Origin of the sequence: Erythrobacter colymbi, assembly GCF_002155685.1 — a bacterium.
GTDB lineage: Bacteria > Pseudomonadota > Alphaproteobacteria > Sphingomonadales > Sphingomonadaceae > Erythrobacter > Erythrobacter colymbi.
The window spans coordinates 31,067-53,967 of record NZ_MUYK01000012.1; the positions used below are offsets into that span (position 1 = coordinate 31,067).

The 22,901-nt window shown below is 62.4% G+C and carries 18 protein-coding genes; 7 read left to right on the forward strand and 11 right to left on the reverse strand.

Going from position 1 to position 22,901, the window contains the following annotated elements; all coding sequences use genetic code 11:
* The first annotated feature begins 352 nt into the window (after positions 1–352).
* From BZF57_RS16395 to BZF57_RS16420, 6 genes are all read left to right on the forward strand, one after another.
* Entirely contained in the window at positions 353–736 is a 384-nt protein-coding gene (locus tag BZF57_RS16395) for an antitoxin Xre-like helix-turn-helix domain-containing protein (protein ID WP_060976983.1), read from the forward strand.
* 3 nt (positions 737–739) lie between these two features.
* Entirely contained in the window at positions 740–1,423 is a 684-nt protein-coding gene (locus tag BZF57_RS16400) for an RES family NAD+ phosphorylase (RefSeq protein ID WP_086740015.1), read from the forward strand.
* 409 nt (positions 1,424–1,832) lie between these two features.
* On the forward strand, positions 1,833–3,677 hold the full coding sequence (locus BZF57_RS16405) for an ATP-dependent nuclease (RefSeq protein ID WP_197417994.1): 1,845 nt from the start codon (positions 1,833–1,835) through the stop codon (positions 3,675–3,677).
* Between the two features lie 23 nt (positions 3,678–3,700).
* Positions 3,701–5,383 (forward strand): UvrD-helicase domain-containing protein, encoded by a 1,683-nt coding sequence (locus BZF57_RS16410; protein ID WP_197417993.1) that lies wholly within the window; start codon positions 3,701–3,703, stop codon positions 5,381–5,383.
* Between the two features lie 89 nt (positions 5,384–5,472).
* Positions 5,473–6,201, forward strand: a complete 729-nt coding sequence (locus BZF57_RS16415) for a peptide arginase family protein (protein WP_143738534.1) — start codon at positions 5,473–5,475, stop codon at positions 6,199–6,201.
* 22 nt (positions 6,202–6,223) lie between these two features.
* Complete coding sequence (locus BZF57_RS16420) at positions 6,224–7,009, forward strand: DUF2971 domain-containing protein (protein WP_086740017.1); 786 nt, start codon at positions 6,224–6,226, stop codon at positions 7,007–7,009.
* Between the two features lie 257 nt (positions 7,010–7,266).
* Here the strand turns inward: BZF57_RS16420 and BZF57_RS16425 are convergent, their stop codons facing one another.
* The 11 genes from BZF57_RS16425 to BZF57_RS16475 all read right to left on the reverse strand — a co-directional run bounded on the left by BZF57_RS16425 (position 7,267) and on the right by BZF57_RS16475 (position 21,921).
* Positions 7,267–8,208: a DUF2493 domain-containing protein gene (locus tag BZF57_RS16425; protein WP_086740019.1), complete on the reverse strand. Its 942-nt coding sequence runs from the start codon at positions 8,206–8,208 to the stop codon at positions 7,267–7,269.
* A gap of 315 nt (positions 8,209–8,523) precedes the next feature.
* The gene (locus tag BZF57_RS16430; RefSeq protein ID WP_086740021.1) at positions 8,524–9,564 is read right to left on the reverse strand and encodes a DUF7146 domain-containing protein; all 1,041 of its coding nucleotides are present in this window, start codon (positions 9,562–9,564) and stop codon (positions 8,524–8,526) included.
* 13 nt (positions 9,565–9,577) lie between these two features.
* Entirely contained in the window at positions 9,578–13,915 is a 4,338-nt protein-coding gene (locus BZF57_RS16435; RefSeq protein WP_086740023.1) for a strawberry notch-like NTP hydrolase domain-containing protein, read from the reverse strand.
* An 86-nt stretch (positions 13,916–14,001) separates the two neighbouring features.
* Positions 14,002–14,817 (reverse strand): DUF7007 domain-containing protein, encoded by an 816-nt coding sequence (locus tag BZF57_RS16440; RefSeq protein ID WP_086740025.1) that lies wholly within the window; start codon positions 14,815–14,817, stop codon positions 14,002–14,004.
* Positions 14,814–15,290, reverse strand: a complete 477-nt coding sequence (locus tag BZF57_RS16445) for a hypothetical protein (protein WP_066690851.1) — start codon at positions 15,288–15,290, stop codon at positions 14,814–14,816. The genes BZF57_RS16440 and BZF57_RS16445 overlap by 4 nt, the downstream gene beginning before the upstream one ends.
* Before the next feature lie 94 nt (positions 15,291–15,384).
* Complete coding sequence (locus BZF57_RS16450) at positions 15,385–17,475, reverse strand: ParB/RepB/Spo0J family partition protein (protein WP_086740027.1); 2,091 nt, start codon at positions 17,473–17,475, stop codon at positions 15,385–15,387.
* A gap of 119 nt (positions 17,476–17,594) precedes the next feature.
* The gene (locus BZF57_RS16455; RefSeq protein WP_240506021.1) at positions 17,595–18,584 is read right to left on the reverse strand and encodes an ArdC family protein; all 990 of its coding nucleotides are present in this window, start codon (positions 18,582–18,584) and stop codon (positions 17,595–17,597) included.
* 175 nt (positions 18,585–18,759) lie between these two features.
* Positions 18,760–19,434 (reverse strand): hypothetical protein, encoded by a 675-nt coding sequence (locus BZF57_RS16460; protein WP_066690833.1) that lies wholly within the window; start codon positions 19,432–19,434, stop codon positions 18,760–18,762.
* 10 nt (positions 19,435–19,444) lie between these two features.
* Positions 19,445–20,695 carry a nucleotidyltransferase domain-containing protein gene (locus BZF57_RS16465; protein WP_086740032.1) on the reverse strand — a complete coding sequence of 417 codons (1,251 nt, stop codon included), beginning with the start codon at positions 20,693–20,695 and terminating at the stop codon, positions 19,445–19,447.
* A complete protein-coding gene (locus tag BZF57_RS16470; protein WP_086740034.1) occupies positions 20,695–21,666 on the reverse strand; it encodes a CBASS cGAMP-activated phospholipase in 972 nt (323 codons plus the stop codon). Before BZF57_RS16470 ends, BZF57_RS16465 begins: the two co-directional genes overlap by 1 nt.
* An 18-nt stretch (positions 21,667–21,684) precedes the next feature.
* Positions 21,685–21,921: a DUF2188 domain-containing protein gene (locus tag BZF57_RS16475; RefSeq protein ID WP_066690824.1), complete on the reverse strand. Its 237-nt coding sequence runs from the start codon at positions 21,919–21,921 to the stop codon at positions 21,685–21,687.
* 99 nt (positions 21,922–22,020) lie between these two features.
* Here BZF57_RS16475 and BZF57_RS16480 point away from each other — a divergent pair, with 99 nt between their 5' ends.
* Positions 22,021–22,884 (forward strand): BrxR family helix-turn-helix transcriptional regulator, encoded by an 864-nt coding sequence (locus BZF57_RS16480; RefSeq protein ID WP_066690818.1) that lies wholly within the window; start codon positions 22,021–22,023, stop codon positions 22,882–22,884.
* Positions 22,885–22,901 lie beyond the last annotated feature (17 nt).

Genomic DNA, 22,901 nt, shown 5'->3' on the forward strand with positions numbered 1-22,901 from the left:
GCGTCACCGAGCGCAGCGCGCGAGGGCGAACCCCGCACGGGGTTGACGGCATGAGGCTGACGAGACCCGCAGACAGGCGCCAAGGAAGGGGTGGTTCACGCACGATCAGGAGCAGAGTCGGCAGCAAGCTCCCAGCGGAGGCCAGCGACTTCGGCACGCGCTTCAGTGGCCCCATGGACCAGGCTCATTCCCTTCACTCCAAGGCGCGAGCCTGCTCATCGCGGTCAGCCATGGGATCGACCGAGATGCACGCCAGACGAAACCTTCCAAGAGCGACGGCATGTTCAGATTCTGACGCATCATTGACTTTCGGGAGATTTATAATCATATCACCACCGTGAGAGGACGAGCCATGAACGTCAGCGAAGCCAAGGCGACCGACCGCAAGGATCTGACCGGTCCGGCACTCAGGACCTTTTTCCGCATTGCTGAAGCCTGGGGCCTCAAGGAGCAGGAACAGATGCGTCTGCTCGGGCTGGACAGTCGTTCGACCTATCAATCCTGGAAGCGGGGCGCGATTGCCGCTCTCCCGAAGGATGCGCTCGAGCGGATTTCCTATGTCATGGGGATCTACAAAGGGCTTCACATCCTTTTGCCCAAAACTGCCGACGAATGGGTCCGCAAGCCGAACAAGGCGCGGGTATTTGGCGGCGCTTCGGCGCTCGATCGCATGATGTCGGGCAATGTCGCAGACCTCTATGTCGTGCGGCAGTATGTCGATGGACAGCGCGGCTGATCCGTGAACATTCCTGTAACTCAGGTGCGGTGGCAGCCGTGCTACCGGATCATCCCGAGCCGTTTTCCCCCGATCGCGCTGTTTGAAGCGGTGGCCGATCCTGCCGATCTAAAGGCTGTTTTCCAGATCGAAGCGATGACCAACGACCGGCTTCGCGAGGAAGCGGGCGACCTCGCACTGGTGCCGCCTGAAGACCGCATATCCGGGCCGGGCACGTCCCCGATCATGGCGGCCTTTACCCATCTGAACCTTGAAGGCGACAGGTTCACCGATGGGAGCTACGGCGTGTTCTATGCCGGGCTCACACTCGCCACCGCGATTGCGGAAACGCGGCATCACAGGGCCAAATTCCTCGCGGCGACAGATGAACCCGCGCAGGAACTCGACATGCGCGTCTATGCCGTCGACCTTGACGCGCCGTTGCATGATATTCGCGGCGCCCGTGAGGCTCTGCCCGCGCTCTACCATCCCGATAGTTATGCTGTGTCTCAGGAGACGGCACGCCGCCTTCGGGACGAAGGCGCAAACGGTATCGTCTATGCGAGTGTCCGTGATGCAGGCGGCGAATGTGCAGCTGTATTTCGACCCCGGCTCCTGTCCAATTGCCGTCAGGAACGCCATCTCACCTATGTCTGGGACGGCAGCACCGTCAGCACCGTTTATGAAAAGCGTATGTTGGACGGTTGATATTTCGATGGACCCGAAGCGACCGCTCTCGCGCTCGGTCCGGGCCGGCAGCTCACGAATTGCGATAACTGGAAGCGGTCATTCGAGCGCAAAACCATCGACGGATGTCGACCCAGCTTAAGACGTTCCGACGCACAACCTGCTGCGTCAGATTAGGATAATACCAGCCATTCCAACCAGTTTAACCCGTCGACGGCTGCCGCTAACATAGCTGACCTTCGAAGGTCCAAATCGGCTCTTTAAAATCTGCCGCACGCCCAGGTCTCGAAGCAGGGAGAGCGCCCTGACGCAAATTGGTCGTGCCTTCTTAGGCGAACAGTTTAGACGATCGGGCCTCGTCAGTGCCGTTCTTTTTCTTGCTCGGGAGACGTCGAGTTCTGCTAAATCACCATGCGGCAACGAACAGGGAATGGCGGAAATGAAAGTTAGGCGACTGACGATCTCGAACTTTCGAGGAGTCGCCCACGGCACGATCCATCTTACGGGGCACACACTTCTTGTCGGTGGCAACAACATCGGCAAATCGACAGTATGCGAAGCCTTAGATCTCGTGCTCGGGCCCGAGCGGCTATACCGGCGACCTGTCGTCGACGAGCACGACTTCCATTGTGGCCGGTATCTCGATGCGGAGAAGAACCCGATCGAGATTCGCATCGAGGCAGTCCTCACCGACTTGGCGCCTGAGGCCGAGCTGAAGTTCCATCGGCATTTGCGCCGTTGGGACACCACTACAGGCGATTTTGCCGATCAGGGCGAAACGGGCCCGCAGGATGGGGACGGCTCGCAAAAGGGCTGGGCGCTGCCGGTCGTCTTCATCGGCCGCTACGACAAGGCCGAGGACGATTTCATCGGCAACACGTTCTTCGACCATCCCGTCGAGCCGCTCGAGGACGACGAGGCGGCGGAACTGGCGCTGGGCGCCGGGCGGCGATTGTTCGGCCGCGATCATAAGAGGCTCTGCGGCTTTGTTTTCCTCCGCACGCTTCGCACCGGATCGCGCGCGCTCAGTCTTCAACGCGGATCGCTGCTCGACACGGTCCTCCGCCTCGGCGGAACTGGCCTTGCCGATATGTGGCAGGATACGCTTGATCGGCTGCACGGGTTGACGCCGCCGATCGGCGAGGTGCCGCAGCTCAAGAAGATTCGCGCCGATATTCGGGATCGAATGGCGCGATTCGTCACCTTAGCCGCGGGAGACGACGCGACCGCGTTCTTCGCCTCCGATCTCACGCGGGAGAATCTGCGAGAGGTTGTTCGGCTGTTCATCGCCGCCGAGCCAATCGGGCATGGCGTGCCGTTTCCGCGGCTCGGCACAGGCTCGATCAATCTGCTCGTCTTCGCGCTTCTTACGGTCATCGCCGAGCTGAAAGAGAAGCAATCGGTCATCTTCGCGATGGAGGAGCCGGAGATCGCGTTGCCGCCGCATACCCAGCGGAGGGTTGGGAAATTCGTCCTCTCTGAAATGGGCCAAGCGATCGTGACATCGCATTCGCCCTACATCATCGAGCAGTTCGAGCCGCAGGACATCGTCATTCTGTCCCGAGGCGCCGAAGGCAATCTCGAAGGGGCTCCGATCGATCTCGGCGACTTCAAGACCAAAAGCTTTAAGACGGAACGCCGCCAGTTCGCCGAGGCGATCCTCGGTCGCGGGGTTCTCGTCGTCGAGGGCGCATCTGAGGCGGCATTGTTTCCCGAGGCGTCGGGCGTGCTTGAAAAGTCTATGGGCGCCGACGCCTACATGCATCTCGACTTCGCCGGTATCAGCTTATTCAACGCCGATAGCGAGACTTCGGTCCCTAAATATGGCCCGGTGTTCAAAGCGCTGAACAAGCCTGCTTTCGCGTTCGTCGACACACCCAACAAGGTGCCTGACGCGGCAGCGGAGGCTAAGCTGGCGGACTATGTCGCACGCTGGCAATCGCCGACAAAGGGGATCGAGACCCTGCTCGTGTCGGAGACTGTGCCCGCCGTGCACCGTCGTTTCCTCGATGCCGCGATGGCGCGCGATGACTATCCCGGGCATTGCGGCCCATATGACCCGGCGCTCGACGACGCGGCCGCGACCACGCTTGCGACCGCGGTGCTCAAAGCCCGCAAGGGCGACGCTTATGGCTACACCGCATTGTTCATTCGGCAGTGTCAGACCGCGGACGAGCTGCCCAAGACCATAAAGACCGTGCTGTTGGCCATTGATGCGGCGATGAAGCCGCCTGATCCGGATCTTGGCGACAAAGACGCCGGAGACCTCCTCTGAAGCTCGCGCTCGACCAGAAGCGGATGGATATCCTCGCGGCAGCCGGTCACCTTCTGGTGACGGGCGGGCCAGGCTCGGGAAAGACGACCATCGCTCTGCTCAAGGCCCAGAAGCGCATTCCGAATTTGAAGCCGGGGCAGGAAATCCTGTTCCTCAGCTTCTCGCGCGCCGCTGTTCGGCAGGTGCTCACTCGGTGCAAGGCCATATTGAGCTCCGACGAGCGTCGCCTGATCGAGGTGCAGACCTACCATTCGTTCTGCCTAGAGGCGCTCCGCACGCATGGTCGCCTGCTGAACGGATTGCAGGCGCGGATCACCTATCCCGACCAGGAACGCATCGAGCGCGCTGAGTTCGATGGCGACTGGCCGGCGGAACTCGAGCGCCGCGCCTCGGAAGAAGGAGTCTTCGCGTTCGACCAGTTCGCCGGCGCGGTGGCGACGGTCGTAGAGACGTGCGCGGCGGTCAGGGACCTTCTCGGCCGCAAATACCCGATGATCATTCTCGACGAGTTTCAAGACACCGACGACGACCAGTGGCGCATCGTGGCAGCGCTTGCCAATACGACGACGATCTTTTGCCTGGCGGACCCCGATCAGAGCATCTTCCAGTATGACCCCAAGGTGGATCCCCTGCGCCTCAAGAAGGCGTCCGACTTTCTGAAGCCGACTGTCGTCGATCTCGCCGGCGACAATCACCGCAGCCCCAACGGCGGCATCCTGAAGTTCGCCGACGCGGTCCTGAGCAATGCCCCGCTGCCCTCGTCCTGCATGGAGGTGAAGCAGGTGGGATATCCGCCGGGCCAGTTCGAGCCCACCGTCCATGCGGCGGTGATTTGGATGTACGGCCAGCTCGCCAAGGCCAAGGTGGAGAATCCGACGATCGCGGTGCTTACGCGGAGCAACCAGGTGGTGGCGGAGATCTCGTCGCTGCTCGGCAAGGAGCACAGCTACAAGACGCAAAAGCTCAAGCCCGTCCCACATGAGGTCGTATGGGATGCCGAGCTGTCCGCGGCCGCGGCCGTCGTGCTCGCAGCTATGCTCGAATGGCCGCGGCTTAGCGTGGCGGAGGCGCAGGCCCAGACGCTTCGTCTCGTAGCGGCATATTACCGGCTCAAGGCAGCGACCGACGGCACCCAGGCCGCGAAGGACCTTGCGCGAAAATACGCGGAGGCCCTGAACGCCGTTCAGACCGCGGGGAAGATCAAGACAAAGGCGGCGCGCGAGATCGCGGACGCCGTCGCGAGCGGGATCGAGCTGGTCGGCGACCCTGTCGTCGATTGGCGTGCCGCGCTGCGGACCATGGCGAAGATCGCAGCGCTCACGGAGATTCAGCGACAGGTGCGCCTCGTTCGCCTGTTCCGCGCGACCGATGCGCTTGGCCAGGGACTGGCAGACTCCTGGGTCGCGAACGGCGCCTATGCGGGAGCGACGATCCTCGTCAAAAAGGTGCTCGATCAGGAGCGGCTTATCTCGACCGAGCAGGACCCGCAAGGCGTGCTCGTCATGAACATCCACAAATCGAAGGGAAAGGAGTTCGACGGGGTAGTGCTGGTCGAGGGCGCATTCAAATCCTTCTTTTTCGACGTGCGCCAGGAGAAGCCTCCTTTTCCGCAAGCGCGAAGGCTGCTGCGTGTGGCGATCACGCGCGCGAGATCGCGGGTTGCCATCGTTCGCCCAACGAAATGTGTTCCTTTGGTAGGCGGCTGATCTCAGCGTGCCTCCAGATATTGACGGACCTGATCGCTGCTCTATGCGGGTGCCAGCAGCAATTCGCGACCCCATCAGAGTAGGTTGCCATGACTATGCGATGGATTGTCCCGTTCAAGGGGCGCAACAACACCGGCGTCTACAATCAGAATTTTGTCTGGAACGACGGCCATCTCTACGTGATGGACAATCACCGCGCCGCCGCCTGGTGCTGGGCGCAGCATGTCGATCCCGCGACAAGCCATGCGCTCGTGCACATCGATCGCCACAACGACACGCTGCAGTCCCAACTCGGCTCCTGGCTGAAAGCTCTACCGAATGGCATCCCCGCGACCATAGAAGCGTACCTCGCGGCGACCTATCCTATGGATTTCGGCGGCGACGGGATGCTCTTCCGCTGGGACAATTATCTGTCCATCTATTTCGCGCTCTACGCCCGCGCCGTGAAACACGCCTATTTCGCGACGCATGGTGAGGGCGACAAGCCCAACCATGCCCATGTCACCCAACTTGATCCGGTGGCACTTCTTGCCTTCCTGACCGGCGCGCTGAATCAAGTCCGGCTTCCCGTTGTCCTTAACATCGACCTCGATTATTTCTTCGGCCCGACCCACGACGATGTCGCCGAGCGCATCCTCGACGATGTCTATTTCGACCAGGTGGCGAGCGCGATAGCCGCCCTCGACCGGGCCGGGACCTTCCGTGTCATCACTATCGCACTCACCGCGACCGACGACCTGACCGCCGGCTGGGCGCCCGCCGAAGCGCTCGCGACGCGCCTCTGCAATGCGCTCGGCCGCAATTTCACCCTTCCTTGATCCTCGATCTTCCGGACCGCCCATGTTCTACAAATTCGTCGGGGGCGACGAACCCGCGCTGCTCGACATCTTCGACAAGGCCGTCGAGAATGGCTCGCTGAAATTCACCTCCGCGCTAGGCTTCAATGACCCCTTCGAGTTCAAATTCAACTCGATCGCACCTACCCGCGAGGCTTTCGACGCTTGGCATAAGACTTACGATCCCGGCCGTAGCGCCGATGAACTCGAGTATGGCTGGGCATCCTTCGTCGGTAAGAGCGCTGACTGGAATACGAATTTCGTGCCGAGGCAGAATTTGCTGCACCACCTCTATGTGCTCTGCCTCGCGCGTCGCTGGGATAGCCATTTGATGTGGGCTCATTACGCTTGCAATCATCAGGGTTACGCGCTCATTTATCGACTCGAAATCGTGGCGACCGTCGAGGCGCTCGCCGATCACACTGCGACCGGCGACATCGATTATAGGACGCAGCTGCCAAGCCTTCGCTGGTTCCAGGTCACGCGCGAAGAGATGCTCGAGCCGGTGCTCTTCACCAAGTCGGAAGAATGGGCTTATGAGCGCGAATTTCGCCTGATCCTGTCGGGGCCGCCGAGTAAGCCTGCCCTCTACGAGAGGGTCGATCCCGATCTCGTCGCCGGGGTCATCTTGGGCACGCGCGCTCCGAAGACGGTGATCGACGCAGCGCTGGCGGTGCAGCGAAGGCGCCCGAATTTTATCGTCCGCAAGGTCACGTCGACATCCTGCTCCTATGCGCTTGACGCTTATGATGTCGACGCGAACAGCTGGAGATACGGGCACATGCTCTAGCGCAAGAGCGGTAACCCTAACCGCAGCTATCATTAGACGTCACTATCTGTGCATCGATCGGAAGCCGAGTGAGCCTCCACCAGGCTTAAGCGTCTGTGATCAAAAGCGGATCAATATGCAGGCGCTTCGAGCAGGAGCCGTCATTCGATGCAACAAGCCTGACCGATCGCTTCGTCCCAAAATACTCAATTCTCAGTCTATGTCTTGCGCTGAGCGCATGAGAGCGTTGCGCATCCTGTTGGAGAAACACACTCCCTTCACATCGGAATCCGTTCGCGAAAATCCCAGAGCGGAATGCCCATTTTGCGAGCCTTGTCGGCAAGATTGTCCTGAATGCCTGTGCCGGGGAAAATCACAAGGCCGACCGGTAAGGCTTCGAGCAGAAGATCGTTGCGCTTGAAGGGGGCGGCCTTCTTGTGCCTGTTCCAGTCCGGGCGGAAGGCAACTTGCGGTACGCGCCGGGCATCGGCCCAGCAGGCGGCTGCGCGTTCTGCGCCTGTGGGCGTCGCGCCGTGCAGGAGCACCATGTCGGTGTAGCGGGCATGAACCCGGTCAAGTGCAGCCCAGATCGCTGCATGATCATTGCAATCAGCCCCGCCTGTAAAGCCGATCCGTGTGCCTTCAGGAAGCATGACCCTCGCTTTTTCGCGGACGCGCTTGTCGAGAAAATCTCGGCTATCAATAACGGCGGAGGTAAGCGCCTTGTGGTTGACCCGCGAACCCGAGCGCGGTGTCCAGGCCTTGCGCATATGGATGCGGAACTGATCCGCTGCGGCATCGCGAAAGAACTCCATCGTATCCCGACGCTCGATCATCGATACACCTTCACAGATTGACCGTTCCAGTTCGACCGAACGCACTTCGCTGCCGTCCTGCTCGCGCTGCAGTCGCTTTTGCGCCTGTTCGTTGTCGTCGAGGTCGCGTTCGATCCGCTCGGCCGAGCGATGGAAGACGTTGACCAGCTGCCAGAGCAGATCCTCAAGATCGGGTTCGATCCGGGTGTCGATCAGCGCTGCGACCATGCCGTCGAACATGTCGGCAACCGCGCCGCCTGCGAGCCTGGCTTCGGGCAACGGCCGTGCGTCGGGCTCGTCGTCGAAGGGGCGATAGCCATAGAGCTGCATTTCCTGGAGGAGATAGGCGGTAGGACCGGGTTCGCTCTGGCCCTCGTCATCGAAATGGTCGGAAGCGTTTTGCATGATTGTCTCCGCATCTTACGCCGCGCCACTCGCGGCTTCGTGGCGACGCCGGGCGGCAGGGGAGGCAGGGATGCACCCGCGCTCTCGCGGGCCGGAGCGACAGCGGAGGATGGAAGAAGACGCCTATTTTGCTTCGCGATGCAAAGGAGCACCGCTCCGGCGGAAAATAGGCGCCGCTCGCCCATTGCAGCGCCTGGCGCCCATGCCGCAGTCGCCCCTTCACGAAGCCGTTGCGCGGCAACCGACCGATTGCGGAAAATTTTCAATGCGCTCCTGCCAAAGAGACGGGCGAGCGATGGGCATCACCGCTTCCCTCTATGGTCGCAAAAATGCAGCCGCATCGTCGCCGAAAAGTTGTGCCCGCAGTGCCATCGCCAGCTGCTCGGCACCGTCAGCCTGCAAGTCAGTGTTGAAGTCATCGCGGCTGGGTTTCAGCGCGATGACCTCGATCCCGGTCCCGGCAACACGGTGTTGAAGCGTTGCCATAGCGTTTTCGCCAGCCGTATCGTTATCGCACCCTACGTAGAGGCGACGCAGGGCAGGAGGGAGGTTCACAGCAGCCAGATGGGCAGCCGACAGGCAGGCGATCATTGGCAAATCCGGCAAGACCTGGCGGAGCGACAATGTGGTTTCGATGCCTTCGGCTGCGAGCATGACCGGACCGGCCAGCCCGAAGCGGACGCCATTGCCCAGAAGACCGCCCATAGCGCGGCGTGGATTGGTGATCTGCGCCTTGGTGCATGTCGCGGGCTCGAGCCAGGTTCGGTGAACGCCGGTGATTGCACCGTGAAGATCAGTGACAGCAGCGATCATCGCAGGCCACGCACGTGGTGTGTCGGGAGAGTCTCGGCGGGACGGACGGTAGTAGCATGAAGGATGGAAGCGAAGAGCCTGGCCATGTCCGGCTGACACGAGCGACCGGCCTTCCAGATACTTCGAGACGACAGTTCGCTCGATCGGCTTTGAGGCGGCCCAGAGTCGCCGCGCTGCCTCGGCGGTTCCCGGCCGTGCCTTTGCCGATCGTGCATTCTGCACATGTGCATCCACTTGCGGCAGACTCAAGAAGCGGCGCGCTTCCTCCAGCGTCTCGCGCATCGAATTGTGGCCGGATGCTACGGCGATGATGTCGAGCAGGTCGCCATGCTCGCCAGTATGGGCATCGGTCCATTTTCCCGCAGCCCCGCGCCCGTCCGCCGATGTGCTGAGGCGAACATAGAGACTTTGGCCGGGTGCGTTTCGCGCATCACCGACCAGCCAGTAGCGTCCTTCCTTGCGTCCGGCAGCGAGGTAGCGGCGGCATACGGCCTCTGCACATTCGCCAAGGCGGCGGGCAATGTCACGGGCGGGACTGTCCATGCACCGGGCTCCTTCATGCGGCCTTGCGTGGATTGACGCGCACAACCGGGAACCGGTCGAGCAGCTTTTCCAACGCATCACCGCCGACAGCCCCTGTCGGCACGTAGAGGCGGAGTTTCCATGAGACGATCTCGGAGATCAAGCCCATAGACTTGAGCCGTTCGACCCCCAGATCGTTGAAGCCGGTCAGTTCGATGCGCCATTCGTGCATCGCGCGAACGCGGCGCAGGGTCTGACCCTCTGCGATCTCGATCGATGCCTCGTCGGCGATCAGCATCGACCAGGCCGTGTCCGGCGTGATTTGCGGGGCAGCGTCCGGGACAATGCTTGCTGCCCACGCCGGTGAAACGCGGCGTCCGATGACACGTTCACCTGCATCGGTCTGAAGGCGATAGACCCGTGTTGATTCGTTCGGGAGACGTCTCCAGATCGGCAGAAGCAACCCTGTCACCATGTGCAAGGTCGAGGTCTCAAATTCTGGCAGCTCGGCCAGTTCACCGGTCCACGCGGCACAAAAGCTGGCTCGGTCCGCCTTTTCCCAGTGGCTCGTAGCAAACAGGTCCGCGAAGAGGGTGGAAGCTTCCATCGGCCGTACGAGGCGGACCCGGGCGAGTATGGCACCGTCATCATCGACAATGCTGCGGGCTCGCAGTTTGACGGCGGCCCGGCCGGATCGGGCGTTGATCATCAGATCGGCGTGCTCCTCGCCCGCCAGTTCCAAGGCGCGCTCAAGCGATACGGGCGTGAGCTTTTCCTTGCGCGCGATGGTGAGCAGGTGGGTCAGCGCACCGGTGCCCCGATGCGTGTAAATGGTGCGCCGCTCCGTGATCGTGAAACTCTCGGCCTGGAGAGTTTCAAGGCCAGTCTCGAATGTGCCGCTCGCGATCGCGCCTTCGATCCGGGCGGCAAGCAGGCCCTCGAATGCCTCAAACAGGATATTCTGAAGGTCGATTGTCAGCGCCAGCATCCGGTTGAGGAACGTCGTGATGCCGGGCAATTCGTCCTTGATGCCGCCATCGCTGTCGAGCAGTGAAAGCCCCGTCGCTGTCTCGAAGGCGGTGAGAGAGCATCCTTCGATCCGCCCGCGCACCAGCAGCATGTAAAGCTGGCGCAAGGCATCGCGGGCGTAGAAGGATTCGAGATTATCCTCGGGCCGGAACATATTCTGCCCGCCGGTCTGGCGTTGGCCACGGGTGATGGCACCGAGGCTGTCGAGACGCCGCGCAATTGTTGAGATGAACCGCTTCTGCGCCTTCACATCGGTCGAAACCGGCCGAAACAGCGGTGGCTGCTTCTGATTGGTGCGATTGGTCCGGCCAAAGCCTTGTATGGCGGCATCTGCCTTCCACCCGGCCTCCAGCAGATAGTGAATCCGGCGTCGCTGGTTCTTCGCGCCAAGGTCGGCATGATAGGAACGGCCGGTGCCGCCTGCTTCGGAAAACACCAGGATGCGTTTGGCGTCGTCCATGAAGGTATGGGTCTCGGCGATGTTCGCTGATGCGGGCCGGTTCTCGACAGCGAAGCGGACGGAACCGTCATTGCCTGTGCGCGGCACGATCCGGCGCGACCGGCCGGTAACTTCGGCCACAGCATCGCTCCCGAAGTACTGAACGATCTGATCGAGTGCGCCCGGCACAGGCGGCAGCGCGGCAAGACCTTCGATCATTTGGTCGCGGCGGCGGCAGGCCTCGCGATTGAGCACCGGATTGCCGTCGCCATCGAAGACAGGCCGTGATGCGAGATTTCCTTCGCCATCAGTATAGGGCTCGTAAAGCTGAACCGGAAAGCTGTGTTCCAGGTACGACAGAACATATTCGCGCGGCGTAATGTCCAGGCGGACATCGTCCCACTGGTCGGTGGGAATTTCGGCAAGGCGCCGTTCCTGCAGCGCCTCACCGGTCGAGACAATTTGCACGACTGCGGCGTGGCCTGCTTCAAGATCGCTCTCGATCGACGCAATGGTGCTCGGGGTCTGCATGGCGGTAATGAGGTGGTTGAAGAAGCGTTGTTTCACGCTTTCAAACGCCGATCGCGCTGCCGATTTCGCCTGGGCATTGAGCGTGCCGTGTGCCGAGCTGGTTACGCCGGACGCCTCAAGCGCGGCATCGAGATGGGTGTGAATGATCTGGAACGCCGCGGCATAGGCGTCGTAGATGCGGACCTGCTCTGCACTCAGTCGATGCTCGAGAAGGTCGTATTCGACGCCGTCGAACGAGAGCGAGCGGGCGGCATAGAGGCCCAAAGCCTTCAAATCGCGTGCCAGCACTTCCATCGCCGCAACGCCGCCTTCCTCGATGGCCGATACGAAGTCCGCGCGCGATGCGAACGGAAAGTCTTCGCCGCCCCATAGGCCGAGCCGCTGCGCATAGGCGAGGTTTTGCACGGTCGTGGCACCGGTTGCAGACACATAGAGAACGCGCGCATTGGGCAGCGCATGCTGGAGGCGCAGGCCTGCACGCCCCTGCTGAGAGGCAGCGACATCGCCGCGCTCGCCTTTGCCGCCCGCCGCATTGGCCATCGCGTGGGCTTCATCGAAAACGATGATGCCGTCGAAGTCGCGCCCTAGCCACTCAACGATCTGGCTGACCCTGCTCGCCTTGCCCGCCCGCTCCTGCGAGCGCAGCGTCGCATAGGTCGTGAACAATATGCCTTCGGCGAGCCGGATTGGCGTTCCCTGCCGGTAGCGGGACAAGGGCGTCACCAGCAATCGTTCTTGCCCGAGCGCCGCCCAGTCGCGCTGTGCATCTTCAAGCAACCGGTCCGATACCGATATCCACACCGCGCGGCGGCGTCCCTTGCACCAATTGTCGAGGATGATGCCTGCGACCTGACGCCCTTTGCCCGCACCGGTCCCGTCACCCAGAAACCAACCCCTGCGGAAACGAACTGCGCCTTCAGCATCATCGGCGGCTGCAGACACGACGTCCCAGGTCGCATCTACCGCCCATGCGCCTGACAAGTGTCCAGCATGGGCTTCGCCAGCGTAGATGATGGCTTCAAGCTGCGCGTCCGAAAGGGTGCCGTTCGCCACCAGCGTCGCCGGGATATGGGGCCGATAGCTGGGCTTGGGCGGTGCGACCGATGCCATCGACGCTGACTGGACGAGCGGCGTCGGATGAGGTTGTGCGCCGGGAATGACCAGCGATTGCAACCCATAGGCTTCGTAGATCGTGTCGCCGAGCCGCTCTGAAGCGGGCGCCCAATCCACGGTCTGGTAGGCGAGCTCGTCTGCCTCGACCGCAATGACGGTCTCCGATGGTGCAACCACGTGTCTATGCCGATCGGTCGGCCTTGATGGCAAAGCTGCACGCTCTGCCGACGGCATCGGCGCAACCGGTGGCCGTGGTGGCACAAGGCCTTCCAACCATTGAAGCAGGGTCGCAGCATCGGGCGCGATGCCAGCACTGGGCACAAATTGGGCAGGATCTTCCGCCGGCACCTTGTCGATCAAGGTGAGCCGGGTCTCGATTGTCGTTCCGTGCTTGCGATAGATGCGGCCGTCGATGGCGGCGGTGAAAACAATCCGGCCGCTGCGCTGCAAGGCTTCGAACGCAGCACGCCAATTCCCATTCTCCGGGCAGCATGTCGCTGAAGTAATCGCGACCAGTCGCCCGCCCGGTTCAAGCCGTGCCAGCGCTGACGCGATGTGCCGGAGCGCGGCATCCTTCATCGCGCGATCGACGTGCGCAATGGCCGAAAAAGGCGGGTTCATCAGAACAACTGTCGGGCGATGGCCCACGGGTAGCCTGTCGTCGATCGATGCCGCATCATGCTTACTGACGGGCGCATCCATGATTTTGCTCAGCAGTTCAGCGCGGGTCTCGCTCAGTTCGTTGAGAACGAGGTTTGCCCGCATTAGCTCGGCGTGCACCGCCAGCATCCCGGTGCCGGCTGATGGCTCGAGTACTACATCGCCAGGCTCGATCATTGCAGCGGTCGCAGCAACAAAGGCGAGCCCAAGCGGGGTCGAGAATTGCTGAAGGGCCTGCACGACCTCCGAACGGCGCGTGTGCGTAGGCACGCGTGCCGCGATCCGCTCCAAAGCCGTGAGCATGCGCTGGGGTTCAGGATTGCGGCGGGCCAGCGCTCTGCCATAGCGACGAAGAAGCAGAATCTGGGCGGCTTCGCAGGCGTCATACGCCATCTTCCAGTCCCATGCCCCTTCGGCATCGCTCCGGGTAAAGGCACCGGTCATGACATCGCGCAATTGAGTGCTGCTGATGGGCGAGCCTGTTTCCAGCAAAGGAAGCAGCGCATTTGCTGCGGCGAACAGTGCAGCCGAGCGGGGGCTGGTAAGGCGCATGGAAGTGGGCGACGCGGCGCAGGCCGCATCGGCTAGAGTGTCGGACATGATGAGGACTCCGGGAGAATGGAGAAAGGAAAGGCCGCGCCCAAGGCTCTTTCGATGCTATGGCGCGGTCATGGGCAACGGGCAGGTCATCGAGGCGAGAGTTCGATCTCGCCGTGCCTGTCCGGGTCGATGACGAAACCGTGGCGGCCACGGTGTGCATAGTCTTCACCGGGAACGAGGAATGCTCGCTTTGGCGAGGCGTCGCGCCGACCACCCAGCGACGCGATTACCTCGACGTAACCGGGGGGCGATGCTGTTGTCCTGGCGGAAATGACGACCCAGTCTTGGGTATGCCTGCGGGAAAATTCGTCGCGCTCACGGGAAAAGGATTCACCTGGCGCCAGTGCCCGTCCGTGGATCGCTTCCCAGGCGTCGGGGCACCAGTCGCGCAATATCCGGTCAGCTGAGGCCTGCTCACGGTAGGTGAAGAGGTCAGGATAACCGGCTGCAACCCTCGCCCAGTCTCCATCCTCCTCATACCATCCGCCAGCGATGCGCAGCGCTTCTGGCATGGCCTTGTTGCGCATACGATCGAGCTTGAACCCGCCATGCCCCGCAGTGGAGTGAAAAACGATCCCCGGGGCATAGACCGTGGCGGTCTGCGATTTGCCCCAAGGCGTCGAAATGGGATGGACCGTCTCGATCCGCCCGAGCGCCTCGCGCTGGCGCACATGAAGCGCGATGTCTCCGACATAGGCCCGGAAGGCTTGGTGGTCGCTGACCGAGCATTCAGCACCGTAAACATCTGCGCGGTTCCACTCGTGTAAGGGGCGACTGAGACGCCAAGCCGATGCGACCGAAAAGCCGGCGTCTAGCGGAATGGCGATATAGGCGAGATCACCCACGCGCGCGGCCATATCGCCATCGCGCGTGGTACCAAATTCGACCATGATGGCGCTCATGCCGCCCTCCTCGTCGTTGGCGGGAGGATGACCGGGTCCGGATCGCTGACAATCTCCGTCCGCATGTTCGAGTAACGATTGACTTGCATCCAGCTCTCGGCGGCAGCCAGGTTGCTGGCGAGATGACGCAGCTCATCGCGGCCATCGACACTGGTCAGGATGCGCACGGAACCCGCTCGTGGGGTCTCGACAATCTCAAAATGCAGACTGCTATCGAGGCCATAGGCGCGCCGCACGGTCAGGACGATCGTGCCCTGACTGCCATAATCGCCCAGGTGGAGCATGAAGTGGGGCGGCGAGTTGAAACTTGCGCTGACGTAACCCGGATAGCGCTCGACCAAGCGCCCCACGCCGTTTTCATGCTCCCATGCCCTCAGCTTGCGCCTGAAACGGGCCGGAGGACGGGGTTTGCCATTGGAGTAGCGGATCAGGCTGCCGAGCGGAGCGCTGGTGTAGATATGCTGGGCTGACACGGGATATTCCTCAAGAAATGCGAAAGCCCGACGCAGTGGCCGGGCTTTGCGGGAAAAGGGAAAGAGCAAGGCGGCTCTTGCCGCCCTGCCGGTTTCATTCGGCAGCGATCGCGTAAGCGCCGTCCTCGTTTTCGAGGAAGGCAGGCAGAGCATCGCTGTCCATGTCGCCGGGCTCTGCTTCGCAGGCTGGCGGCGTGCGGAGCGGCTCGGGCAGCCATTGGGCGTCCTCGAGCAGACGTTCGGCCTCGCGCGCCATGTCTGCCTTTTTGAGGTGATCGATCATGCCTGCGAACTGCTCGCCGCGCGCTTCGGTGACGTCGGCGAGAATCCGCGGCTTGGTGACGCTCCGGAAGTAGCCGTCGACGGTCGGTCGCCAGCCTGCGGCTACAGGATCAAGACCAACGGCCCGCGCGAGGACGTGGCTATGGGCAAGACGGCGCTCGATGCTGTGCTTCGATACACGGCCATTGTCGTACTTGGGCACAATCTCGCACTGGGCATTCACGCTGCGCGAAGCACAATGAGCGAACAAGGCCGCCTGCTCGTCGCCGTTGAGGGCGAGCAACGCATCCCACAGATCAGCGTCTGACTCGGGAAGCCGCTCCTCCCAGTAACGGGCGCGCTCGGCGAGGCTGCGGGCAGGCGCGCTGTCACGCAGGCCGGAGGGCGGATTGGCGAAGCTCACGTCCTGTACAGTAAGCTGGAGGCAGCTTTCCCGGCTCGCGATATAGCAGGTCTGCAGAACCAGTGCATGCAGCACCGCCGCGAACGCGGTTGCCGGATTCTGCGCCAGCGCATCCTGCAAGGCGAGTGTGCGCCAGGCGGTCAGATCGGCAACGAGACGATCCGGCAGCGGCTTGAGCCCCTCGTCGGCTTCCTCGTCATCCTCGCCCCCAGTGCGGCCATCGTCATCCGTGCCGACAGGTCTGGCGCTGCCCGTGTCGCCGTCAACCGATACCAGCTCGTGCTCAGTGCCATCCGGTACCGGATCTGCTGCCTGCTCGTCTTCGGGACGGATATAGCCGCGTTCGACACATAGGGAGCCGTCGCGCTCGATCGAAACAAAGACGCCAGCGATTGCCACATCAGCGGGTTCGAAAACCAGCGGTCGATCCGCGAGTTTGCCGATCTCAGCGTTGATGGCGTCGAGCCGGTCATAGACGTCCTGCGGCACATCATGCTCGTCCGCCCATTGCGCTTCGATCTCGTCCGATTCCCCTTGCAGCGCGACAAAGCGGGCTTGCTCAGCCTCGGTCATGGCGACTTCGGTCCCGCTGATTTCGCGATGGCCGTTGGTGACCGCCCAAGGCATGTCGACGGCCGTCGCCACCCACTTCCAGCCTTCGGCGGCGATGTCTTCCCCCGCCCGGCGCAGCTTGTCCGCAACGAGCGTGTCGAGCAATCCGGGGTCGGTCAGCCACCCTCCATCGTCGTCCTCGAACAGGTCGCGCATGACCCCGCCACCGGCAGCGACATAGGCGTCGATAGTGACGAAGCGGACACGCTTGTCGGCAACCCGCACGCTGTTTTCGGTGAGGCGCTGCCGAATATAGGCCGCCGACTTGTTGTAGCTATGGGCCAGCATCTCCCACACCTGCTCCTGGCGGGCATGGTCGTCCGACACGGTGAACGCCATCAACTGTTCGAGGGTCATGCCGTCATCGGCATAGATTTCGCACAGACGCGGCGAGACCGATGCCAGTTTGAGGCGCTGGCGCACCACGGCGGGCGTCACGCCGAAGTGGGCGGCGATGTCCTCGGCCGCGCTGCCTTTATCGACCATGGCCTGCATGGCGCGAAACTGGTCGAGGGGATGGAGCTGCTCGCGCACCGCATTCTCCGCATAGCTGTCCTCCTCGGCAGATATGTCGGTAGTGGCCGCCTTGACGATGCAGGGTACGAGAGCGGTGCTTGCCAACCGCCTTTGCTTCACCAGCAGTTCGAGCGCACGGTAACGCCGGCCGCCGGCCGGAACCTCGAACATGCCGGTTTCGGCACCATTCCCGTCCAGAACAGGCCGGACATTGAGGCTTTGCAGAAGAGTGCGCCGGGCGATGTCTTCGGCAAGCTCGGGAATGGATACCCCCGCCTTGATCCGGCGGACGTTGGACTGGGACAGGACCAGCTTGTCGAACGGGATGTCGCGCGACGGGCTGAGGGTGATTTTCGCAGGCTGTTTGCCCATGTGGTTTCTCCATGACAGGCCGCCGCGAGACTCTCTCCCGGCTCCCGGGCCCATCACGAATTTCCCGGCCCTCCTCTTCCTCTGGCCCGCCGCGAGCGGGGCCGTGCGCAGCCGCGGGGTCACGCCACCGCCCTCGAGGTGGGAGCACCTCCCGCATCAGGCTCGTCTGGCTCCCCGGGATCGTTGGCGGCTTTTCCGCTCGCAGCCGACGGGCCATGCTCGAGCAAGTAGTTGGCCGCCTTTGATGCGGCGCTGGCGGCACGGAGAATGGCGCGATTGTCCTCACGGATAATCTCGAGCCACGACCCGATATAGTCAGCGTGACGGACGGTCGGGGTGATCCCCAGCGCGGCGCAGACAAAGGCACCGGTCATCTCCGCGACCAACTCCTCGCGCCCATAGTCCTTCGATCCGAATGCACCAGTCTGGTCACGATCAAGGCGGCTGCGATGCCCGGTCCAGTGCCCCAGCTCGTGAAAGGCTGTGCGATGCCAATTGACGGGGTCGTGAAAATCGTCCGGCCGGGGCACGGCCACGAAATCGTGTGCCGGGCTGTAATAGGCCGATGCGCCACCGATCCGGAAATCGGCACCCGTTGCGCGGATCAGAGCATCCGCCTGCGGCAAGATCAGACCAGCAGGTACGGGCGGTGGCGGGACACAGACATGTTCGGGCAGTCCTTCGCATTGATCGACCGAAAACACCGTGAAGGTACGCAGGAACGGGATACCCCCGACCGGATCGCGCCCCTCGGTGGCGGCTCGGCGTTGCTCTTCGCCGGGCACGAACCGGCGCGTGTAGATGATGGGTACGCCGTGCTCGCCGCGCCGTACCGTACCGCCGAGCATCGATGCTTGCCGGAAAGTGAGAAAGGCGTGGCCCGAATATCCGTTGGAGACGATCGCATCCCACAAAGTCAGGATATTGATACCGCTGTAGGCCCGCTGGCTGACGGCATTGTGCGGCATGCCGACGCCCGTCTGGGCACTGGTCCACGGCTGGACCCAAGGCACTCGACCAGCTTCGAGGTCGGCAATGATCCGGTCGGTGATCTGTTGGTAGAGGTTGGCGCGTCCGTTGGGCGAGCGCGGTTTGGTTCGAGATGCCATCGCATGAAGCTCCGCGACGGACCGCGACAAGCCTCTCTCGCCGCTCTTCATCCGTCACGGACTGATGGAGGCACTCTCACTCTGGCGGGGCGTTGCGGGGCAGCCGCCCCGCTCGAAGGGGTCCGTCAAGACCGGAACGGGCATGGCGGCAGGGGAAGGCCTTCCCCAACGCTCGCTAGAAGCCTGCCTTGAACAACTCGCCTTTGCGGGGCTGCAATCGTACCAGCATGGCGCGCGCAAGATGCGGCGGAATGCGGTGATGCATCGACCACAGGTCGGTATCGTGGCAGTCGCGCAGGCGCCTGGTGCTGCCGCAGGGACAGGGCCAATGCCCCCTCGGCCGCGGCAGTCTCAATATCCGCAGGTAATAGAGAATGTCCTTGCGCCGGTTCGCAATGCCAAGCGCATCGGCATAGGCCTCCTCCATACCCTCCATCCCATGCGCTCGTTCACCGAATGGCCAGCTGCCGGTCTTCTCAAACCAGAACTGACCCAGAAAATACTCGCGCAGAGGTCCGCCGAGATAGGCCGCAATGCCGGTGTCGGCTGCTGTCGCCAACCAGTTTTCCCAGACCGTCACGCAGCAATCGCCATCACCGTTGATGTGGTGATCGGGGTCGCGCTTGATGCGCCCGCCGGTCTCGAACACGCGCGGTTCGATGCGCGGATAGGCATGGGTCAGCTCGATTCTGACAGCGTAGCGCGCCAGTGGACCTGCCGGATCACATACGGCACTGCCGGCTGTGACGACGAACGTCCCTTCAACGACGATCTTGCCGTCTATCTCCGTTGCCCGGAGACCGGGCTGTTCAAACGCGATCGCGGCTTGAACCTCGAGCAAAGTGAGCAAAGTGGCCGCCTCAGCGCACCCAGGGGCGGGACTGGGATCCGCTGCTCTGGATTGCGTCAACCGCGTGGCGGGCACGCTCGAGTTCGGCATCATGGCCGCCCCCGAGAAGCAGGGCAGGAGCCCCGATGGCACCATCGTCCGGCATAACGCTGTTGAGCGCGCGCTTTACCAGGGCGGGACCAAGCCGCCGCTCCAGTTCGTCCGGAATGGTATCGTAGGGGCTGGCGCGCAGATACTGCGCGAAATCCTGCCGGGCCTGTGCGAGCCAGCGGAAGAAGTTGTCGCGCTTGCACGGCTCTTCCGGCCATTTGTCGGCAAAGTTCTCGGCCGGATTAACGGGGTTGGAGACCCAGGCAATGCCGTCACGCTCCTCGATGTAACGATCCATGTTCATCAAGATGGACTGCAGCGCTGCCGACAGCGAGGCTTCCTCGTTATAGGCATGGGCAGCCAGGGTCGTGATGATGATCGAGATCGGCTTGTGTTCGCCGTCTTCGGCAAACATGCAGTCGCGGTGACGCTTGAGAAGCTGGATGGCCTGCTGAAGCGGCGTGCGCACCTTGTAGTCGGGAATCTCGCCGACGCTGGCGGAGATGCGCTCGCGTTCTGCGAACGACCGCTTGGCCTCGGTCAGCCGCACCCGCATCCGGCTCCGGAACCAGGCGGCGTAGCCGTAAGGATTGCTCTGCAGCCAGTCGTCCGAGATCACCGCATAGTCGCTGCGCTGGTTGTCGGTAATCGCGATCGCGTGGCCACTGAGATCGCCGTCAGCGGCGAGGATGCCAAAGCCCTTGGCCCGCAATTGCGCCTGATAGCGCTGCGCATCGGGCAAGGCCGGCAAGACATCCATGTGGAACTGCGCGCCCTCGGCATAATTCAGGGTCCAGCAACGACGACGCTCTTCCGGGTGCGCCATGTTCCGAGCGCGCGCATACAAGGCAACCTCATGCCCCACAGCGTCCTTAAGCTGCTTCTGCGTGAGCGCGGCTTTCGATCCGTTGACCCGGCAGACAAGATCGACGTCATACTCATCGGCATCAGTCAGCGGGCGCGTGACGGTCCCCAAAAGAAACGAGCCGTGCGGCGAAATGGCAGGATCGAGATCGGCCAGCGTGGATTCCGGGCGGTCGAGCCAGCCGCCCAGCGCTTCATAGCGCTGCCTGGCTTCTTCGAACTTGCCGGGCGGGATATCCAGCGCAGCTGCGATGGCTTCAAGAATATCATCGTGCGACCCGGCCAGCCGCTTGTCGTGAACAGTCATCAGGGCACCTTATGGCAGGGGGTGAACTCCTCGGCGGGCGTGCCGAAGAAATGGGGATGCAGGATCGGCTTCTGGACGCGGGCTTCGGCGAAGGCGCGGTCCTTGAGGCTGCGAATGCGGCGGGTGTCATCGAGTGAATAGAAGCCATCCGGAACCGGCTGGCTGACCCGGAAGACGGCGCGACGCTCATGTTCATCGCCCGTCAGGATCTTGGCGATGCCGAGCGAACCGTGTGACTGGCCGGCCATGAAAATGCCGGATAGCTGCGGTGCGATCCGGGCCGCGCCGTAGGCTGTCCGCAGCCTTTTGATGTCATCGAGGCAGCCAACGCTCAGGACGTTCAGCTGATCGGCGGGCCAGCCGAGCGTGCCAATGGCCTCAACGACAGCAAGCCCGGCAGGGTTGTTGGCCCAAAGACCACCATCGACCAGTCCGACGTCGTTGGCGGTCACATGCTGGGCAAAATAGGTCGGTGCTGCCGCCGTCGCCATGGCTGCATCGATTGCCAGTTCGCGGTAATCGGTCCGCAAGCGAGGGTGATGCGCGGTTTTGAAGACATAGACGCCCTGGGTTTGTGGATGCCATGCCGGGATCACCAGCCGGGTCCGGGCCTCGCCCAGCAACCGTTCGCCAAGAACGCCATGCAAGGCATTGCGCAGCGGCTCGGCGCTGTACTTAGGCCCCCAGAAGGCCCAGCGACCTTTCCGCAGATGGCGCTCAAGCCAGCCCAGAAAGCCCTTCCGGCTCTGCGAGAAGATGGCCGGGCCCTCCTCTTCGTAGAGGCGCAGAATGTCGGCTGCGCGCAGGCCGAGAGCGAGACCGATGGCGATGATCCCGCCCGTCGATGTTCCCGCGATCAAGTCGAAGTAGCGCCCGATCGGCTGTTCGAGATCCTGCTCAAGATTGGCGAGGAAGGCCGCCGGGAAAGTTCCCCGGATGCCGCCCCCATCGATGGTCAGGATGCGCTTCACCGCCGACTGCTCCTGCGCTCAGTGCTTCTTGTCGCGCGGCGGCATCGGGTCGTTGCCCGGCGCGACCGTATCCGAATCGCGCCAGCGGCCGTCACGCCCCTGGATACGGACTTCGCCGCCCCCCAGGTTGCGCACCGTCTGCTTGGCGGCCTGCTCTGCGGAACGCTGGGTCGAATGCACGCTGCTGGCGCGCTGCGCGCCCGCCGCCTTCACGGCCCATCCGTTCGGGTGCTTCGTCACATATCGGTCTGCCATTACCTCACTCCTTGACTCGACTCACGTTAACCGCATATAAACTATTCTCATTGAACGTCAAGGTTCGCATAGTTTCTATGCTGATGGAGAGTCGCCAAGGTGCGCTGGGGTGTCGAGCAACGACTGGAGTTTATCGAGTTCCGCCTGTTCTGGGAGGGCACGATCAACCGCGCCGATATCATCGAATGCTTCGGTGTCTCGACGCCGCAGGCCTCGAAGGATCTGTCGCTTTATCAGGCGCGTGCGCCAGGCAACATGCTCTACGACGCAAGCGCCAAGCGCTACGTGGCGGCAGAGGCATTTGTGCTGCGGTTTCTCGATCCTGACCCGTACAAGTATCTCTCGCAGCTCAGGGCCGTTGCCGAGGGGATGTTGCCGGCAAGCGAGTCATGGATCGCAGCGATGCCGAGCGCTGACGTCGCGCTCACGCCCAAGCGCGAAATCGACATCGCTATCCTGCGACGGGTTCTCGAAGCGGTACGGGAGAACCAGTCGATCGACGTATTCTATCAGTCCATGAACAGCGCCCGGCCCGACCCGATCTGGCGGCGGATGACACCGCACGCGTTCGGGTACGATGGTTTTCGCTGGCACGTGCGAGGGTTTTGTCACGTCGAGAACAAGTTCAAGGACTTCCTGCTTCCCCGGATCCTGGAGGTTGGCGGGAAAGGTGAGCCGGGCCAATCTGGCGAACATGACTGGCTCTGGAACAACTATTTCGATGTGATTGTCGGTCCACACCCGGAGCTGACCGAAAGTCAGAAGCGAGTTGTCGCCAAGGACTACGGCCTCGAAGTCGACACAACGGTGCTTTCCGTGCGCTATGCGATGCTATTTTATGTATTGAAAAGGCTCGGTTTGCTTGATGATGCCGCAAAGCGCAGTGCGCGAAGCCAGCATATCGTCAATGTGAACCGCAAGGAAACGCTGGTCGCGCTCGAACGCGCCGAGTTCCAGCTTTAGGACGTGGACAGGGGACG

Coding starts and splice junctions, on each gene's coding strand:
- BZF57_RS16410 (WP_197417993.1), top strand. CDS start 3,701: ATGGATATCCTCGCGGCAGCCGGTCACCTTCTGGTGACGGGCGGGCCA.
- BZF57_RS16455 (WP_240506021.1), bottom strand. CDS start 18,584: ATGGCATCTCGAACCAAACCGCGCTCGCCCAACGGACGCGCCAACCTC.
- BZF57_RS16420 (WP_086740017.1), top strand. CDS start 6,224: ATGTTCTACAAATTCGTCGGGGGCGACGAACCCGCGCTGCTCGACATC.
- BZF57_RS16415 (WP_143738534.1), top strand. CDS start 5,473: ATGACTATGCGATGGATTGTCCCGTTCAAGGGGCGCAACAACACCGGC.
- BZF57_RS16430 (WP_086740021.1), bottom strand. CDS start 9,564: ATGGACAGTCCCGCCCGTGACATTGCCCGCCGCCTTGGCGAATGTGCA.
- BZF57_RS16435 (WP_086740023.1), bottom strand. CDS start 13,915: ATGTCCGACACTCTAGCCGATGCGGCCTGCGCCGCGTCGCCCACTTCC.
- BZF57_RS16450 (WP_086740027.1), bottom strand. CDS start 17,475: ATGGGCAAACAGCCTGCGAAAATCACCCTCAGCCCGTCGCGCGACATC.
- BZF57_RS16475 (WP_066690824.1), bottom strand. CDS start 21,921: ATGGCAGACCGATATGTGACGAAGCACCCGAACGGATGGGCCGTGAAG.
- BZF57_RS16405 (WP_197417994.1), top strand. CDS start 1,833: ATGGCGGAAATGAAAGTTAGGCGACTGACGATCTCGAACTTTCGAGGA.
- BZF57_RS16465 (WP_086740032.1), bottom strand. CDS start 20,695: ATGACTGTTCACGACAAGCGGCTGGCCGGGTCGCACGATGATATTCTT.
- BZF57_RS16395 (WP_060976983.1), top strand. CDS start 353: ATGAACGTCAGCGAAGCCAAGGCGACCGACCGCAAGGATCTGACCGGT.
- BZF57_RS16440 (WP_086740025.1), bottom strand. CDS start 14,817: ATGAGCGCCATCATGGTCGAATTTGGTACCACGCGCGATGGCGATATG.
- BZF57_RS16425 (WP_086740019.1), bottom strand. CDS start 8,208: ATGCAAAACGCTTCCGACCATTTCGATGACGAGGGCCAGAGCGAACCC.